Here is a 15,923-nt window from a genome sequence, read left to right as displayed (position 1 = left end):
CGGAATAGCATGAAGAACAGGAATTTTTCCGTGGGCATTCTTGTGTCCACCTACAACTGGCCACAGGCACTGGAAGTGATATTCAAAAGCATAATGCAGCAAACGCATCAGCCGGATGAGATATTGATAGCGGATGACGGCTCGGGTGCGGAAACGGCTGCTTTGATTGAGCGTTACCGTTCCATCTTCAACATTCCCCTGAAGCACGCCTGGCAGGAAGATGCCGGCTTCAGGAAAAGCACTATCCTCAACAAGGCCATCAAGCTGGCGGAAGCAGACTATATTATTGAAATAGACGGAGATATTGTGCTCCATCCTGCTTTTATTGAAGACCACGTGCGCCACGCCCGCCGCGGCATTTTTGTACAGGGCGCCCGCACCATGATCAGCGAACACAAAACAAGAGAGATACTGGCCACGGGCCAGCCAGACATCAACTTCTTCAGCAGCGGCATCAGCAACCGTTTCAACAGCGTGCACCTGCCTTCATTATCGTTTTTGATACGCGCCAATTCCCGCAGTTCCGAAAATATCAAGGGCTGCAACCTGGCTTTCTGGAAAGATGATTTCATTGCCATTAACGGCTACAACAATCTTTTTCATGGCTGGGGCTCTGAAGACTATGAGTTTGCCGCCCGGCTGATCAACACCGGCGTTTTGAAACGGCGGCTGAAGCTGGCGGCGGTGTGTTACCACCTGCACCATAGCTGCAACTCACGGGAGCAGGAGCAGGTCAACCAGCGGCGCTACAGCGAAGCGGTGGTGAAGCGGCTCACCTTCTGCACCAACGGGTACGCGGAAGTCTAGTTTACGGAAGCCCGCCACAGAGCTACGCCAATGGCCAGCGCGGGGTATAACAGCCATTTCACTGTTCTGTAGGTATTGGAACGGTAGAAGTTGATCTTGCGGATGCGGCCATCGTCATGAAACCGCTCGCCAATGCGGTACAATTGCCCTTTCTTCAGCTTTCCCCACAGCACGCCAACATCCTGCGCCAGCCTCAGCACGGCGGCATAATATATTGCCGTGATACTGCTGCCGGGGTATCTTTTTTGCACCTGCACGGCATTGGCTATAAATTCTATGCATATCACGCCTCCCATCATGAGCAGCACAGCGCCCGTCCAGCCCGGTAAGGGCAGCAGCAGGCATAGCAGCAGCAGTGTTTCAGGGGTGTTCAGAAAATCATAGTAGGTGAATTGGGGGTGCAGGGCGCCCAGCAGGCTGTTGCCGATGCCGTAGCGGAAAGGCCGCTTGTAACCGGGCTGGCCGTTGTTCCACCAGGGGTGGCTCACGGCGGCCTGCGGTACGCAGTGCAGGCGCTGGCCGTTGTTGCGCGTCATCAGGTCCAGGAAGAAGTCAACATCTTCCCCGCCGCCGGAAGCCGGGAACGCGGTAGAAAAACGCAGCCCGTCCATAGCGCCGCGCCGCACCATTACATTGGCAGTGGCGGCCCAGGCAAAAGACGCGCGGCGTTCCGCAATGTTAAAAATATCCATGGAGCCGCTGGCCAGCACCGCCTGGGAGAAACGGGTGAGCGCAGGCGGGAAGCGCACCAGGCCAATAAAACCTGTAGCAGCAGGCTGCTCCGCCGCCGCGGCAGCATATGCTTCCAGCAACTGCGGCTCCGGCAATACATCATCATCGAGGAACAGCACCCACTCTCCCGCCGATGCATCAATGCCACGGTTGCGGGCTGCGGCGGCGCCCATATTTTTCTCGTTGACGATGATAAAAATAGTATTATTGTCGGCCATGCCGCGGATAGCCTCCGGCAATTTTGCGGCAGGGTCGTCTATCACCAGGTAAAAGCGCACAACGGCCCCGGCAGGCCGTTTCAGGCCAAGCACCGGTAACAGGTATTGTTCATCGGGCCGGAAAGATGGTATCACTACGTCTATGCTGAGCGCCATGGTGTGTGCGGCCCAAGATAGTTAAATTCCTGCTGATCCATGAAAACGATTTTCACCATCTGTTCCAATAATTACCTTGCACAAGCCGCTGTACTGGGCGCTTCCGTGAAAGAGCACCAGCCGGATGCGCACTTCATGATCTGCCTTTGTGACGAGATGCTGGCAGACATCGACTACCGCAGCCTGGCGGACGAAGTGCTGCCCGCCGCAGACATTGAGCCGCAAATGCAGGCGCTGGCACTCCGGTACAACATCGTAGAACTGAACACCTGCATCAAGCCCCGCGTGCTGGAATACCTGCTGGAAGAAAGGAACGCCGCCAAAGTACTGTACCTCGACCCTGACATTCTCCTCTACCAGCCGCTCACCGCCGTGTTTGATGTGCTGGACAATGCGCCCGTGGCCCTTACACCGCACATTTACACGCCTATTCCGCTTGACGGTAAAAAGCCCGCGGAACATACCTTTCTCAACTACGGCATTTATAACCTGGGGTTTGTGGGCGTTAGCCGGGGCAATGAGGCGCTGCGCTTCATCCGCTGGTGGAAGAACATTACCTATCACCAGGGTTATTTCAGGCCGGAAGAAGGCATTTTTGTAGACCAGCTGCCCGTCAACCTGGCGCCGCTTTTTTTTGAAGGCGTTCATATACTGGAAGACATGGGGCTGAACATGGCGCCCTGGAACCTGCATGAGCGCTACCTGACGGAAGAGAAAGGGCAATACCTGGTAAATGGCGGCAGCCTGCTGAAGTTCTTCCACTTCAGCTCATTTAAACCTGACGTAGCGGAGCTGCCCCTTTTTCATTACAACCGCTTTACACTGGCCGAAAGGCCTGACCTGCAGCAGCTATACGCAGATTACAACAGCCGCATCAAAAAGGCGGGCTATTTTTCGTTCAGCGTGCATGAAAGCGTTTACTCCACGCTCCGCAACGCTCATGTAAAAAATGAAAAGCGTTTCACCGTGAGGCTGATGAAAAAGCTCAGGGCCTGGCGGCAGGGTCCCAGAAATCAGGCTCCCCCTGCAGCCTTTTTTTAAGCTGCTTTAACCGCATTCTCATGTACATCCACCAGCCCATATGCTGGCGGATGAGCTGCAGCTTGTCCGTTTTAAAAGGTTTATCGTCCGTACCCGCGGAAAACCCGGTCATGTTGTAGCGGGCTATGGTGAAGGAATGATATTCTTTTTTGAAGCCCGGGTCTCCCCAGAGCATAATGTTCAGCGCATAGTCAGCAAATACCTTGTACCGCAGGTTGTACCGGTATTTTTTAAAAGCGGCGGCGGGGTAAATAATGGCCTGGTGGTTCATGCAGTGTTTGGCCAGGCGGTAGGCGGAAAAGCGGCCGCTCAGCAATTCCATATTCGGCTCCTGCGCCCCGTAATAAGGTTCACTGTTGCCATAATACACCGTGTTGGGGTCTTTCAGCCGCACCGCCAGCTCGCTGAAACCGGCCAGCAGCCGGTCGTCCGCTCCCATAAAATACAGCCATGTGCCGCGGGCCTTGGCTATGCCTTTGTTCAGGGCGTCATAAATACCTTCATCTGCCCCGCTGCTCCAGCGCAGCTGTGGCATGGTGTGTGTTTGCAAAATGTTCAGCGTATTGTCTGTACTGCCGCCGTCCATCACCAGCACTTCCATATTGCGGAGGGGCTGTGCGGCAATGGAAGCCAGGCAGGCTTCCAGCTCTGCGCCGGCGTTGCAGGTGGCAATAATGATGCTGAGCGTAATGCGTTCTGATTTACCTTCCATTGCTGTTAAAATAAAAAACTTATCTTTAATTCCCAGCATCAATCGTTTACAACCATTATGGAGACCTACTTAGTGCAGTCACCCGTTTTATTTCTCCTCTTCAACCGTCCGGATTTAACGCAGCGTGTCTTTGAACAGATCAGGGCGGCACGCCCCGCGCGCCTCTATATTGCGGCAGACGGGCCGCGGGAGGGAAATACGGCAGACGTGGAGCTGTGCCGGCAGGCCCGGGCGGTAGCGGAGCAGGTAGACTGGCCCTGCACCTGCCATACCCTGTTCCGGGAGCGGAACCTGGGTTGCAGGGAGGCCGTAGCTTCCGCCATTACCTGGTTTTTTGACCAGGAAACGGAAGGCATCATACTGGAAGACGATTGCCTGCCCAACAGCAGTTTTTTCCGTTTCTGCGACGCACTGCTGGAGAAATACCGGCATGACGAGCGGGTGCGCATCATTACAGGCACCAACCTGCAAATGGGCCGGCAATGGGGCAAGGCCAGCTATTATTTTTCCCAGTACAGCAACATCTGGGGCTGGGCAAGCTGGCGGCGCGTCTGGGAGCGGTATGACCCGGAACTGCGGCAATACACGCAGGAAGAAGCGGCGGAGCATATACGGAAAGTGTTTGACGATCCGTTCTTAATAAAGGAATGGGAAAAAATATTCGCAGACCTCAAGGCCGGTAAAATTGATACGTGGGACTACCAGCTGAACCTGATCACGTTTTTCGAGAACGGCCTCTGTGCCACTCCCAATGTGAACCTGATCAGCAATATCGGTTTCAGGGAAGACGGCACGCATACCCACAACCCGGCCAACCATCACGCAGCGCTGCCTGCGGGTGAGCTGACAGCATTAACGCATCCTGTATATTTCTTACCTGAAAAAGCGGCGGACTATTACTTCCTCAACAAGGAATTTGACCTGGCACAGAAATGGAGAAGGCACAGGAAACTCAAAAACAGATTGAAAAGATGGATGAAAAGCCTGTTTCAATGAAAGCAAACTATGACAAGGATTATTCCATTGTGATATGCACTTATAACCCTGACGAGCGGCTGCTCACCAGGTGCCTGAAGGCCGTGTCTGAACTGGACAGGGAAGGCCTGCGCACGGAGGTGATACTGGTAGACAACAACAGTAAAATACCCGTACGCAGCCTTGCTTACGTACAGGAACACACGAAAAATATTCCCGATCTTCAAATATTGGAAGTAAAACAGCAGGGCGTAAGGTACGCGCGTATGGCCGCCATAGAAAAGGCGCAGGGCAAATTCACCGTGTACATAGACTATGATAATGAACCGGCCGCCAGCTACCTGCAGGAGCTAAAAAGCCTGAACGACCGTTTTCCGCAGGTAGGCGCATGGGGCCCCGGGCAGGTATATGTGGATTTTATTGACGGCATAGACAAAAAGATAGAGGGTTATGCACGGATGGCTTTCCAGGAGCGGCACGATGAGGCAGCGGAATTTTCTACCGAAAGGGAGTGGCAGCACTGCTACCCCTTTGGCACCGGCCTGTGCACTTATACCTTTCTGCTGAAGGAATATATAGAGCTGGCAGAACAGGGCCGTTTCACGCAGCCCGGCAGAACGGGAGCGGCGCTTACCAGCGGAGAAGATACGCAGATGGTGCTGCTCTGCATCAGCAAGGGCTATGCCGCCGGCGTGTCTCCCACATTGCAAATGCATCATATCATTCCCCGCAGCCGCGCCAGCCGCAAGTACCTGCAGCGCCTGGCCTGGGGCACCGGCCTGTGTTATGAAAGCTGCATGCTGGAAGTGTTCCCCGAAAGAAAACCGCAGCTGCTGCGGCGGCTGATGGCCGAAGCCAAGTTCAGCAGGCAGGCGCTGAAGCGCACCATTAAAGCCACCTGGCACCGCAACCCTATGAAAAAGTTTGAGCTGGTACGTTTCCTCAGCATCAACGCCGGCATCTACACCGCGTTGAACAAGCCGCTGCCCGCCACGGTAGTGAATATTGTAAAATTCCTGAACCTGCAGTAACACATGCCCGTACAAGTATCCGTAATTATATGCTGCTTTAACAGTGCCGCCCGCCTGCCGGACACGTTGCGCCACCTTGCGCAGCAGCAGCCTCCGGCGCAGGGCAGCTGGGAAGTGCTGGTAATAGACAACGCCTCTACAGACAATACCGCCGCCACAGCCACAGATTGCTGGCAACGCTTTGGCCCGCCAGGCGTACCGTTGCGGGTGGTATCAGAACCGCAACCGGGCCAGATGCACGCGCGTAAAAAAGGCGTACAGGAAGCGCAGGCGGAATGCCTGGTGTTTTGTGATGATGATAACTGGCTGGGCAACAACTATGTGGCCCATGCCTGGGCAATGGCGCAGCAGCCGCAATTTGGCGCCGGCGGCGGCAAAAACGTGCCGGTAACGGATGCGCCCGCTTATCCTGACTGGTTTGAGGAATACAAAGACAAATATGCCGTCAGCATCCGTTTCGGCCCTTCGGGAGACGTAAGCAGCCGCGGGCTGGTGCTGGGCGCAGGCCTCGTAACCCGCAAATCTCTCTTCCTGGAAGTGAACAGTGACCGCTACCCTTCCCTCCTCAATGGCCGCGACGGGCAGCACCTCAGCACCGGGGACGATTTTGAGTACTGCAAACGCCTGCTGCTATGGGGATATAAATTGTACTATGATGAACAGATGATATTGCAGCACTTCATTCCCAAAGACCGCCTCACCGTTCCCTACCGGGAAAAACTGATGGCCGGCATTGTGGAAGCTGGAAAAGTGCTGGGAGAATACGACCTTGCACTTCGCCTGCATCACAGGAACAGCAAAAAGAACCGCTGGCGCCTGCTGGCACTGGCGCCGTTCAGGATATTGCTCTGCCGCCTGGGGCTTACAGACCGGCAGTTGCAGGATGAGCAGCTGACCCTGTTCTACCTCTCGCCCCTGCCGGGTAAAAACAATACTCCCAGGGCATTGATCAAAAAATTCATGTACAGACAATAAAAAAAAGCAGCATGTTCTTTAAGAAGAAAAAACAGGAACAGTCCCTTTTCAAGATATTTTCTTTCTATAACCAGAACGTGAACCCTGACGTGCCGGTGTACCAGAAGACGGTGTTCTCCAAATTCGGTCTCAGCATCAACCATGTGTTTGACAAACGTTTCAGCCACGGGGATTTCCTGAACCACGTATGCCGCAACGTAACGGATACGGACTACATCATCATTTTCGACATAGACTGCATACCCACTCATCCGCAATGGCTGCAATGGCTGCTGAATGACCTGTTGGAGCCGCACACTATTGTAGGCGCAGCGCAAACCGCCAACCACCTCCGCAACGGGCAAAACCTGTATGTTTCCCCTTTCTTTTTTGCCATTTCCACCGCCTACCTGAAAGAATTGAATTACCCGGACATGAACATGACGGAAGATATGGACGCAGGGCAAAACCTCACAGAACATGTTCAGCGGAACGGCGGGCAGGTAAAATACTGGTGGCCCACACACATTGAAGAAGAAAAATGGGACCTCTACCACCCGGAACACAAGCGCTTCGGGCTGGGCACAACGTACAACAACGCCATATACCACGCTTTTTATTCAAGAGACAATATTTCTGCAAGGTTCATTGAGAAATGCAGGGAAGTGACGGGAGAATAACACCGCCTTACAATGTACGCAGGAATGCTCCTATATAGCGGAGCATTTCTGCTTTCTGGGCTTCCGTAGCGCCATCCCACATATCGTTATGGATGGTGGCCGGCAATTTCACTACTTTCATGTGATAGCGGGCCTGCTCTGCCGGCGTGGGTATTACACCGCTGTCTGCCGGCTGGTCACTGGAGCGGAGGGAAAGTACCCGCGGGCGTTCCGCCCGGGGAAAAGGCATGCGCCGGTTATCCAGTGAAATAATGGCCGCCGCCAGGCCGGGATAGTTCTTCGCAAACAACATGCTCATATCCCCGCCGTTAGAATGCCCCACCAATAACAGGTGCTGATAGTCCAGCGAAGGCTTTGTTTTTTTCAGTTCGTTCAGCGTAAACAAGATGCTTTCAGCGCCCCGTTTCCAAAAGGGCATGCGCACTTCATACGGTTTGCCCGTGTTGGGCATGGGGGCGTCTTCCGGCAGGTCTTGCTGAATGCTGACCACATAATAACCGTGTGCAGCCAGGTAGGCCGCAATAAAGCCATACCCGTTGTTCTTCCCGCCATAACCATGACTGATAAGCGCCGGCTTCAACCGGCCCTTACCTTCCTTCACAGGTGCATAAATACACAGCGGCACCGGCCGGTTGCGGGCGCTGTCAAAAAGGGAAAGGGTGTTAATCTCAATGTTTACCTGCTGGGCGGCGCCGGGTACACAAAGGCAGCAGGCCAATACAAAAGAAAGCAGGAATAAGGGGCATGATCTCATCTTCCGAAACTATTAAAAAAATCAATCTTCCCGCAGCCGCTCGTCCGTATAAGTAATAGTGGTTTTTCCGTGCGGGGCGGGCACGCCGTTTTCATCAACGCTGACAAACACTATTTTATCTATGGTGAGAATGGTTTTCTGGGTGATCTTGTTCCTCACCTGGCAGGCGAGTGATAATGAAGTACGGCCGAAGTGGGTAGCCTTGATGCCCAGCTCCACAATATCTCCCTGGCGCGCGGAGTTGATGAAATTGATCTCGGACATGTACTTGGTAACGCAGCGGTTGGTGCCCAGTTGAATAATGGCGTAAATGGCGGCCTCTTCATCGATCCACCGCAGCAGGCTGCCGCCAAAGAGGGTACCGTGCGCGTTAAGGTCTTCCGGCTTCACCCATTTCCTGGTATAAAAATTCATTATGTATGGTTTGAATGCTGCGCAAAATTAGCAAAATGCAGGCAGAGCACCGTGCGGAAATGACGTATCTTTGCAAAAATTAAAACATGGGAATTGCAGATAAACTCTTTCAGATGAAAAATGAAAAGGCCGCGGCTAACCTGAAAGCCGGGCAGGACTTCCTGGCGGCCAACCAGCAGAAACCCGGCGTGGTGGCCTTGCCCAGCGGGCTGCAGTATGAAGTGATAAAGGAAGGCAACGGCCCCAAGCCCTCCGCCACCAGCAAGGTAACCTGCCATTACCACGGCACGCTGATAGACGGTACGGTGTTTGACAGCTCCGTACAGCGCGGCCAACCCGCCACTTTCCCCCTCAATATGGTGATCAAAGGCTGGACGGAAGGACTGCAGCTGATGGAACAGGGCAGCAAATGGCGTTTTTTCATACCGCCTCACCTCGGGTATGGAGACCGGCAGGTAAGCGCCCAGATAGGCCCCAACAGCACGCTCATATTTGACGTAGAACTGCTGGGCATCAGCTAAACTATACAACAATGCCCGGCCAACATGCTGTGACCGGGCATTATGCATATTATGAAGGCCGCTATGGTTAAGCCGTAGCGGCTTCTTTATTGTATTTGTTCCTGTATTCTATGGGAGAAAGGCCGGTTACTCTCTTGAACACCGTACGGAAGGCCTTGGTATCTGAATACCCCACATCATACATCAGTTCATTCACGCTCTTGCGGCTGGTTTCCAGCGCTTTTTTGGCGGCTTCCATCTTCACCCTTTGAATATATTCCACTACGGTGTTGGAAGTGGCTTTCTTGAAGCGGCGCTCCAGGTTACGGCGGCCCAGCGCAAACATGGAAGCCAGCTGGTCTACCGTAATTTTTTCCTGCCAGTTCTTTTCAATAAACTCCTGCGCTTCCCTGATGGGGGTATCTTCATGTTCCTTCTGCCCCTGGAATATAATGAAGGGTGACTGGCTCACGCGGTCCGGGTCTATCATAAATACCTTCGAAATGAGCACGGCCACGTCTCTTCCCGCATATTTCTCTACCAGGTAGATGAGCAGGTTCAGGAAGGAATAGGCGCCGCCGCTGGTGTAAATGCCGTCTTCTTCCGTCATGATCTTGTCGTCTACCACGTTCACGTCCGGGAACATCTGCCTGAAATCATTCACCATTTTCCAGTGGGTGGCGCATTGCCGGCCTTTCAGCAGGCCTGTGCCCGCCAGGAGGTAGGCACCCACACAAAAAGTGGCAATTTCAGCACCGTTGTTGTATTGGTCTACCACCCAGGGTATAAACTCCTTGTTGAGCTCCAGCACCGTATTAGGCTGGTCTTGCGTGGCAGGGATGATGACCAGGTCTGTTTTTTTAACGTCTTTTACCAGCACGTCAGGCGTAACGGTAAAGAGGCCGTTGCGCTGTACAGACTCCTGGGAGATGCCCACCAGCTGTATCTGGAACAGCGGGTCCCGCTCCATGGAGGCCAGCAAAGTGTTTACTTCTGAAAGGATGTGATAGGTGCCTTCCATATTAACCAGGCTCGTAAGCCCGCGTGGAACAAGAATGGATACGTGTTTCATATCATAAATGTAATACAAATAATTGTCGCAATCAACCCCTCTAAATGCCGTTTTTACGCCTATTCATGCCGTTTCACCCATTCTTTTACTACTCTTTCCAGTTCTTTCTTTTTGGCCTTCACGTCTGCCATGTCTTTAAAATAAGCCATGCGCCGGTCTTTGTAATCTCCTTCCAGCAGGCTGCTATCGTGTATCATGGCGCCGTTATGGAAAACGAAGACCAGGTGTACATGCTGAGTAGCACGGGTATGGAAGGCTGCCATGTCTTTTTTCCTGTCTTTTTTCGGGTAGAAACTGGGAGCGTTCCATTTCACCCGCTCGGCCAGCTCTTCACCACCTGCTTTCAGGATGATGGCCCTTACCGCCTCTATTTCCGCTTTCAGCGGGTGCTCCAGGCGCTGCATCAGCTCGTTTACTTTTTCAGTATCGTTCATAAGGTAAAGATGCGAGTTGTTTGATATCTTTCACCAGCTCCGGCAGGCCGCTGCTGAACAGGTGGCCCTGGTTCTCGAACGCGCGGATGGTGGCCCAGCGGAGTTCTTCGCCGTAATGCTGTACATGTTCAAAAGGTACTACTTCGTCATTCCGGCTGTGGTACAGGAAAATGCGTGGAATACGGGGCAGCCGGAAGGCAAAGTTCTCTGTCAGCATATATTCTTCCACCTGCCAGTCAGGCGGCCCCCAAAACGGCGCGGCCACAATACAGAGCCCTCCAATGGCTTTATCACATTTTTCTTCTGAAAGGAATTTGAGGATCACGGAGCCGCCCAGGGAATGACCTACCAGCACCACACCGTCTTCCGCCGCCGCTATTTCCCTTTCCAGCTCGGCTTTCCATAGTGCATAAACGGGATGTTCCGGGTCCGGCATCTGCGGGTAGGATACCTGGTACCCCTCTCCCAGCGCCTCCTGCAAACTGCGCACAAGGTCGTTACTCCCTTCATGCGGGCCCTGCGGCCCTCCGCTGTGCAGGAACAATATTTGTTTTTTCTTCATAGTAGCCCTCTGTTTGCGACGCTCATCAGCCTGCGCCTCCACTGGTACAAATGTAAAATGATCTGCGGGTAGAAATAGCGTGTGAATGCGGCAAAAAGAGGGGGAAATCCGACAAAGGGGCGGGCAGGTATAATGGTGTCAAAGGTACTGTACCGTAACACCGGCACCTGAAAGCAATAACACGTGAAGCGCAATGCCGGGCAGGCACATAAAAAACCGGCCACCCGCGGCTGGAAAGCTGCGGGTTGTGGCCGGTACTGATACACACGAATTTGCCGGGATTATGACTTTTTCTTTGCTTTTTCCTTGTTCTCCTTGTAACGCATATCTGGCGTGCCGTCTTTCTTCTTCGGAGCACTGGCCTTTTTGTTTTCCTTATATCGTTTGTCCGGTGTGCCGTCTTTCTTGAGGTGTTTGGCGTTGGCCGTCTTTTGCGGAGCTGTAGCCGTAGCGGGCTGCTGCTGGGCCGGCGCCGCGGCCTTTTGCTGGGCTATGACGCCGGTAGCGCTCATTGCCAGTGCCAGAATGATGGTGAGCAGTTTTTTCATGGTATGAATTTTACCAAAAGTTAAGCTGTTTAGGCGAACACAAGGCTTAAAATTGGCTTAAAAAATAAAAGGAGGCTCCGCAGAGCCTGCCTTTCAGAAACACCCGTGATCATCCATGCCGGATCACTTTTTTTTTCCACCTTGCGGCGCTTTAACGCAATTGCTGCCGCATGGTGCGTGCCTGCTCCAGGTGCATCCGTATGCCGGGCAGATATTTAGCTGCATAAGCGCGCAAGGCTCCTACCCTGCTGCTGTCTGCCGCTTTCTGGTACAAGGCCACGGCCCTTTCATGATCAGTGATCTGGGCGTTCATATAGGTAGTATCGAACTGTAAACCCTGCAGGGTCAATAACTGCTGCTTCAGGGCGCGGTGCAGGGAATCAGGCCCTTCGGGCAGGTTAACAGGCCAGGCGCTGGTGATATTTTCCAGTTCTGTTTGTGCAGCGTTATGATCTGCCACCATCATGCGGGCAAAGGCGCTCACGGAATCATTGGTGGAGATGGTATCTGCCACCGTGCCCAGGTCTGCTTCAGCGTAGTTGCCGTAAGACGCTTCTATGGCAAAAGTTCTGTCATGCTCCGTCAGCACGGGCGGGTTAACACCGGGCCCCTCACCTCCACAGGAAACGGCCATCAGCGCTGCTGCCACCAGCAATTGCATGCCTTTCATACATCCTATTGTTTATGAAAGGGAAACAAAAGCTGTGCTTGGCATTACAGCCGCCAATGGCCGTTACCTTAACACCCGGATTTCCAGTCAATAACGCATCGGCAGTGAGTTTCAGCCTGCGCTAAATTGTGGAGCGGAGGGGGCACTTTGAGGATCAGCCTTTCCGGTTGAAGAAACGGTGCATGAACAACAGCTGGTACTGGACGGCATTTTTCCAGTAGTCCCAATTGTGCGCGCCGGGGCGTGTATAATAATCATGCGGGATATTCCTGTAAAGCAATTGTTCGTGCAGGTTTTCGTTCACCTGGTAAAAGAAATCTTCCGTACCGCAATCTATCACCAGCGCCAGTTCTTTTTCTTTGGGGTTCAGCAGGTGCAGCATATTGATGACAGTATGGCTCTCCCAGCGGGCGGGCTGCTCTGCATAAGTACCAAGGCGTTTGGCCATGTTCCAGTTGTTGGGAAAAGGCCTGATGTCTACACCGCCGCTCATGCTGCCGGCAGCGCCAAACACGTCCTGGTGGCGGAAAGCCAGGTACAGCGCCCCGTGGCCGCCCATGCTGAGGCCGGTAACAGCACGGCCTTTACGGTCACGGATGGTTTTGTAATGACTGTCTACCCAGGCCACCAGCTCTTTGGATACATAGGTTTCATACTGGTAAGATGCATCTGCCGGGCTGTTCCAGTACCAGCTGCTCACGCCCCCGTCAGGACAAACAATGAGCATATTGTAAGTATCTGCCAGCTCCTGTACGCCTTCCGCTTTTTTCACCCAGTCTGCATAATTGCCGCCATGGCCGTGCAGCAGGTACACTACCGGCAGCTCTTTGGCATTATTATATCCTTCCGGTTTGATCACCACGGCCTTGATGGTTTTCTGCATGGCCGCGCTGTAGGTTTCAACGGTATCTGTCTGTGAGGCGCGAGCGGGCGCAGAGAGCAGCACGCAAACGGCGGCCAGCATCAGCACCCTGGAGGTCAGTAACAATAATTTCATACTGAGGACGTGTTTTTTTAGTCCGCCCAAAATACATATTATTTTTTCAGCCGTTTACTGTTTACCGAAAACATTGAAGTAATTGTAATCAGTCATAGGTGCATCCGTCAGCCCCAGGTGGCGGCCCATGGTAACCACCTGGCCACGGTGATAGGTGTTGTGGTTCACCACCTGCATTACATATTCAAAGGCCGGGAGGTTGCTTTCAAACCAGGGGTTCACCACCAGCAGCGGCTCGTTGATGGCGGATTCGCTCATGCCGCTGATAAACGCCGCCATTTCCTTCGAATGAGCCACCATGCTCTCCGGCACGTCATCAGGCCCCGGGGCTGACAGCTCGCTCCGTGCATCTTTTTCCCTGCGGAGCACCGCCAGCCAGTAGCGTTGTGCTTTCAGCATATGTTGCAGCGTTTGCCAGATAGAAGGGAAGCTTGACGGGACTTCTTTATGCAGCACGTCCTGCGGCTTTGTACGCAGCCAGTCTATGAGCATCTTATTGGCCCAGTAGTTATAACCGGCGTAATTCCTCGTAACATATACAATAGGGCTCTCCTGTTGCATAATGGTGTAGTTTGATGTCAGCAGCAAAGTAACGAAAGAGAAATGACAGTGGTATGTCAGCGGTAAAAAAGCCCGGGCAAAAGTGCCCGGGCCTGGTCATGTTTACACTTAAATTACACGTTATAAACTAAGAGTGAAAGCCGGCAGCCGCAGTATGGCGCCGCCCTGCCTCGCAGACTCGTGGGCCAGTATGCCCACGCAGGTGATATTGGCAGACTGTACCGCGTTGGGGTATGGCTGTGTGCCGTTTACCAGCGCGTCTGCAAAGGCATGTACAAGGTGTGGGTGGGAGCCGCCATGCCCCGCGCCCTGCGTGAATGAAAGGTGCTGATGGCTGTCTGCATCATACACGCCCTGCCGGGTGAACCGGCGGATGGGCTCCGGCAGCAGGTGAGCATAGTCAGGGCATTCCGTTTCCTGCGGTATTTCAGGTTCCGGTTTTTTGGCCGTATGCACCACCAGGGGCTGGCCTTCTATCAAAGGCCATTCTACAGATTTTTTTGACCCGTATACTTCAAAGCTCTCGCGGTACTGGCGCGCCACATCAAACAGGGAGCGGTATACATGCGCGCAGAGGTCTGAATTGCGGAATTTTATATGCGTGGTCTCTACTGCGTAAGGGGAATTATAATGCTGCTGCAGCTCTTCGCGGATGGTACCGGAGCCCATGCAGCTCACGTACTCCGCTTCGCCGCGCATCAGGCCCAGCACAGGGCCCACGCAATGCGTGGCGTAATACATGGGCGGGAGGCCGGGCCAGTAGTTGGGCCAGCCGTCCATATCCTGCTGGTGGCTGGCTTTCAGGAACTGCAGGCGGCCCAGTTCCCCTTTCTCGTACAGTTCTTTCATGAACAGGAACTCACGGGCGTATACCACCGTTTCCATCATCATATAGGTGAGCCCCTTTTCCCGGGTGAGGCGTACAATTTCTTCGCATTCTTCTACGGTAGTGGCCATGGGCACTGTACAGGCCACATGTTTACCTGCCTGCAGCGCTTTGATGGATTGTATGCCGTGGTCAGGAATGGGCGTGTTGATATGCACGGCATCTATTTCCGGATCTCTCAGCAAGGCATCGTAGTCCGTATACCGTTTGGCAATGCCGAAGGCATCTCCCACTTCGTTCAGGCGTTTTTCGTTACGCTGGCAGATGGCCACCAGGTTGGCATGAGGGTAATGCTGGTAAATGGGAATGAACTCCGCGCCAAAACCCAGGCCCACAATGGCAATATTGATCTTCTTGCTCATGATCTTAACAATTGATGTAAAAAATGATAGCCGTCCTGCGCAAAAGCATCCTGGCTGTCTGCAAAAGAACGCCAGATGCATACGGCGCCGGCCAGTTCTTTTATTGCTGGCGTGAAGCTTTCTATGCTCACCACGCCGTTGTAGCCAATGGCCTGTAATCCTTTCCTAAAGCTCTGCCAGGGAGTTTGCCCCGTGCCCGGCACGCCGCGGTAGTTTTCCGCTACCTGCACGTGTAATAACTTGTTGCCCGCCTGCCGGAACGCTGCTTCCAGGTTGCGCTCTTCAATGGCCATATGAAAACCGTCCAGCAGAATGCCGGCAGCGGAATGATTGATGTCATCTACCAGGCGGCGTACGTCTGCCGCGGTGTTCACCAGGTCAGACTCGAAGCGGTTCAGCGGCTCCAGGGCAATGGATAGGCCCTGCGCAGCCGCATCGGCACATACCCGTTGCAGGTTCTTCACTGCCAGCTCCCACTCCCGCCGCCGCTCCTCCGGCGGCAGCATGCGCGTTTTTCCTACCGCGGAATACATGGGGCCTGCCAGGAAGGTGGCGCCCACAGCGTTGCACAGTTCAAAGCAGGCGCGGATGTAGGCAAAACAGTTCTCATGCACGGCAGGGTCTGTATGCGTAAGGTCACGCGTAGGGCCAAAAGCGCCGCATACCACGGCTTTCAGCCCGTTATCCGCCAGCGCGCGGGCCACTTCCGGGCCGTTGATCAGTTCAGGGTACTCCGCGGGTATTTCCACCACGTCATAGCCCATCCCCTTTATTTTGGGAAAAAGGGCAATGGTGTCTGTGGTGAAGGGAGACGTCCATAGCCAGGTGCTCACGCCTAATTGTATCTGTTGCTGCAT

20 protein-coding genes are annotated in these 15,923 nt (G+C 53.7%); 7 read left to right on the top strand and 13 right to left on the bottom strand.

Translation table 11 applies throughout. From position 1 onward, the window contains the following. Window positions 1-9: 9 nt before the first annotated feature. On the top strand, window positions 10-807 hold the full coding sequence (locus ABDW36_RS20780; protein ID WP_343703844.1) for a glycosyltransferase family 2 protein: 798 nt from the start codon (window positions 10-12) through the stop codon (window positions 805-807). On the opposite strand, the gene ABDW36_RS20775 is transcribed toward ABDW36_RS20780, so the two are convergent. Further along, complete coding sequence (locus tag ABDW36_RS20775) at window positions 804-1,913, bottom strand: glycosyltransferase (RefSeq protein WP_343703843.1); 1,110 nt, start codon at window positions 1,911-1,913, stop codon at window positions 804-806. The genes ABDW36_RS20780 and ABDW36_RS20775 overlap by 4 nt on opposite strands. Before the next feature lie 39 nt (window positions 1,914-1,952). Here ABDW36_RS20775 and ABDW36_RS20770 point away from each other — a divergent pair, with 39 nt between their 5' ends. After that, the gene (locus ABDW36_RS20770; protein WP_343703842.1) at window positions 1,953-2,954 is read left to right on the top strand and encodes a hypothetical protein; all 1,002 of its coding nucleotides are present in this window, start codon (window positions 1,953-1,955) and stop codon (window positions 2,952-2,954) included. Here ABDW36_RS20770 and ABDW36_RS20765 read toward each other — a convergent pair. Then, complete coding sequence (locus tag ABDW36_RS20765; RefSeq protein WP_343703841.1) at window positions 2,899-3,666, bottom strand: glycosyltransferase; 768 nt, start codon at window positions 3,664-3,666, stop codon at window positions 2,899-2,901. The two genes, ABDW36_RS20770 and ABDW36_RS20765, sit on opposite strands and share 56 nt — an antisense overlap. Before the next feature lie 57 nt (window positions 3,667-3,723). On the opposite strand from ABDW36_RS20765, the gene ABDW36_RS20760 reads away from it, so the two are divergent. From ABDW36_RS20760 to ABDW36_RS20745, 4 genes are read left to right on the top strand one after another with little or no spacing between them, the layout of a single operon-like run. After that, a complete protein-coding gene (locus ABDW36_RS20760) occupies window positions 3,724-4,662 on the top strand; it encodes a glycosyltransferase family 2 protein (RefSeq protein WP_343703840.1) in 939 nt (312 codons plus the stop codon). Then, entirely contained in the window at window positions 4,659-5,672 is a 1,014-nt protein-coding gene (locus tag ABDW36_RS20755) for a glycosyltransferase (RefSeq protein WP_343703839.1), read from the top strand. Before ABDW36_RS20760 ends, ABDW36_RS20755 begins: the two co-directional genes overlap by 4 nt. Before the next feature lie 3 nt (window positions 5,673-5,675). Then, window positions 5,676-6,647 (top strand): glycosyltransferase, encoded by a 972-nt coding sequence (locus ABDW36_RS20750; protein WP_343703838.1) that lies wholly within the window; start codon window positions 5,676-5,678, stop codon window positions 6,645-6,647. An 11-nt stretch (window positions 6,648-6,658) separates the two neighbouring features. Then, window positions 6,659-7,306: a hypothetical protein gene (locus ABDW36_RS20745; protein WP_343703837.1), complete on the top strand. Its 648-nt coding sequence runs from the start codon at window positions 6,659-6,661 to the stop codon at window positions 7,304-7,306. Window positions 7,307-7,313: 7 nt separating this feature from the next. Here the strand turns inward: ABDW36_RS20745 and ABDW36_RS20740 are convergent, their stop codons facing one another. Then, window positions 7,314-8,060, bottom strand: a complete 747-nt coding sequence (locus ABDW36_RS20740; RefSeq protein ID WP_343703836.1) for a hypothetical protein — start codon at window positions 8,058-8,060, stop codon at window positions 7,314-7,316. Window positions 8,061-8,081: 21 nt separating this feature from the next. After that, window positions 8,082-8,474, bottom strand: coding sequence for a hotdog domain-containing protein (locus tag ABDW36_RS20735; protein ID WP_343703835.1), 393 nt, complete (start codon window positions 8,472-8,474; stop codon window positions 8,082-8,084). Between the two features lie 113 nt (window positions 8,475-8,587). Between ABDW36_RS20735 and ABDW36_RS20730 the strand changes: the two genes are divergently transcribed. Then, on the top strand, window positions 8,588-8,995 hold the full coding sequence (locus ABDW36_RS20730) for an FKBP-type peptidyl-prolyl cis-trans isomerase (protein ID WP_343703834.1): 408 nt from the start codon (window positions 8,588-8,590) through the stop codon (window positions 8,993-8,995). Between the two features lie 67 nt (window positions 8,996-9,062). Here the strand turns inward: ABDW36_RS20730 and ABDW36_RS20725 are convergent, their stop codons facing one another. The 9 genes from ABDW36_RS20725 to ABDW36_RS20685 all read right to left on the bottom strand — a co-directional run bounded on the left by ABDW36_RS20725 (window position 9,063) and on the right by ABDW36_RS20685 (window position 15,923). Next, window positions 9,063-10,046, bottom strand: a complete 984-nt coding sequence (locus ABDW36_RS20725; RefSeq protein ID WP_343703833.1) for a helix-turn-helix domain-containing protein — start codon at window positions 10,044-10,046, stop codon at window positions 9,063-9,065. Between the two features lie 59 nt (window positions 10,047-10,105). Further along, on the bottom strand, window positions 10,106-10,480 hold the full coding sequence (locus ABDW36_RS20720) for a DUF1801 domain-containing protein (protein ID WP_343703832.1): 375 nt from the start codon (window positions 10,478-10,480) through the stop codon (window positions 10,106-10,108). After that, window positions 10,467-11,042: an alpha/beta fold hydrolase gene (locus ABDW36_RS20715; protein ID WP_343703831.1), complete on the bottom strand. Its 576-nt coding sequence runs from the start codon at window positions 11,040-11,042 to the stop codon at window positions 10,467-10,469. The genes ABDW36_RS20720 and ABDW36_RS20715 overlap by 14 nt, the downstream gene beginning before the upstream one ends. A 281-nt stretch (window positions 11,043-11,323) precedes the next feature. Beyond that, window positions 11,324-11,590 carry a hypothetical protein gene (locus tag ABDW36_RS20710; RefSeq protein ID WP_343703830.1) on the bottom strand — a complete coding sequence of 89 codons (267 nt, stop codon included), beginning with the start codon at window positions 11,588-11,590 and terminating at the stop codon, window positions 11,324-11,326. A gap of 151 nt (window positions 11,591-11,741) precedes the next feature. Next, on the bottom strand, window positions 11,742-12,260 hold the full coding sequence (locus tag ABDW36_RS20705) for a DUF4142 domain-containing protein (RefSeq protein WP_343703829.1): 519 nt from the start codon (window positions 12,258-12,260) through the stop codon (window positions 11,742-11,744). A 154-nt stretch (window positions 12,261-12,414) separates the two neighbouring features. After that, window positions 12,415-13,257 (bottom strand): alpha/beta hydrolase family protein, encoded by an 843-nt coding sequence (locus ABDW36_RS20700; RefSeq protein WP_343703828.1) that lies wholly within the window; start codon window positions 13,255-13,257, stop codon window positions 12,415-12,417. Between the two features lie 54 nt (window positions 13,258-13,311). Continuing rightward, window positions 13,312-13,818, bottom strand: coding sequence for a DinB family protein (locus tag ABDW36_RS20695; RefSeq protein WP_343703827.1), 507 nt, complete (start codon window positions 13,816-13,818; stop codon window positions 13,312-13,314). A 120-nt stretch (window positions 13,819-13,938) separates the two neighbouring features. Next, window positions 13,939-15,066, bottom strand: coding sequence for a Gfo/Idh/MocA family oxidoreductase (locus ABDW36_RS20690; RefSeq protein WP_343703826.1), 1,128 nt, complete (start codon window positions 15,064-15,066; stop codon window positions 13,939-13,941). After that, entirely contained in the window at window positions 15,063-15,923 is an 861-nt protein-coding gene (locus tag ABDW36_RS20685) for a sugar phosphate isomerase/epimerase (RefSeq protein WP_343703825.1), read from the bottom strand. Before ABDW36_RS20685 ends, ABDW36_RS20690 begins: the two co-directional genes overlap by 4 nt.

Origin of the sequence: Chitinophaga sp. (assembly GCF_039596455.1) — a bacterium.
Lineage (GTDB): Bacteria > Bacteroidota > Bacteroidia > Chitinophagales > Chitinophagaceae > Chitinophaga.
Note: the sequence above shows the minus strand (reverse complement) of the source record. Positions and strands in the feature narration are given on the sequence as shown.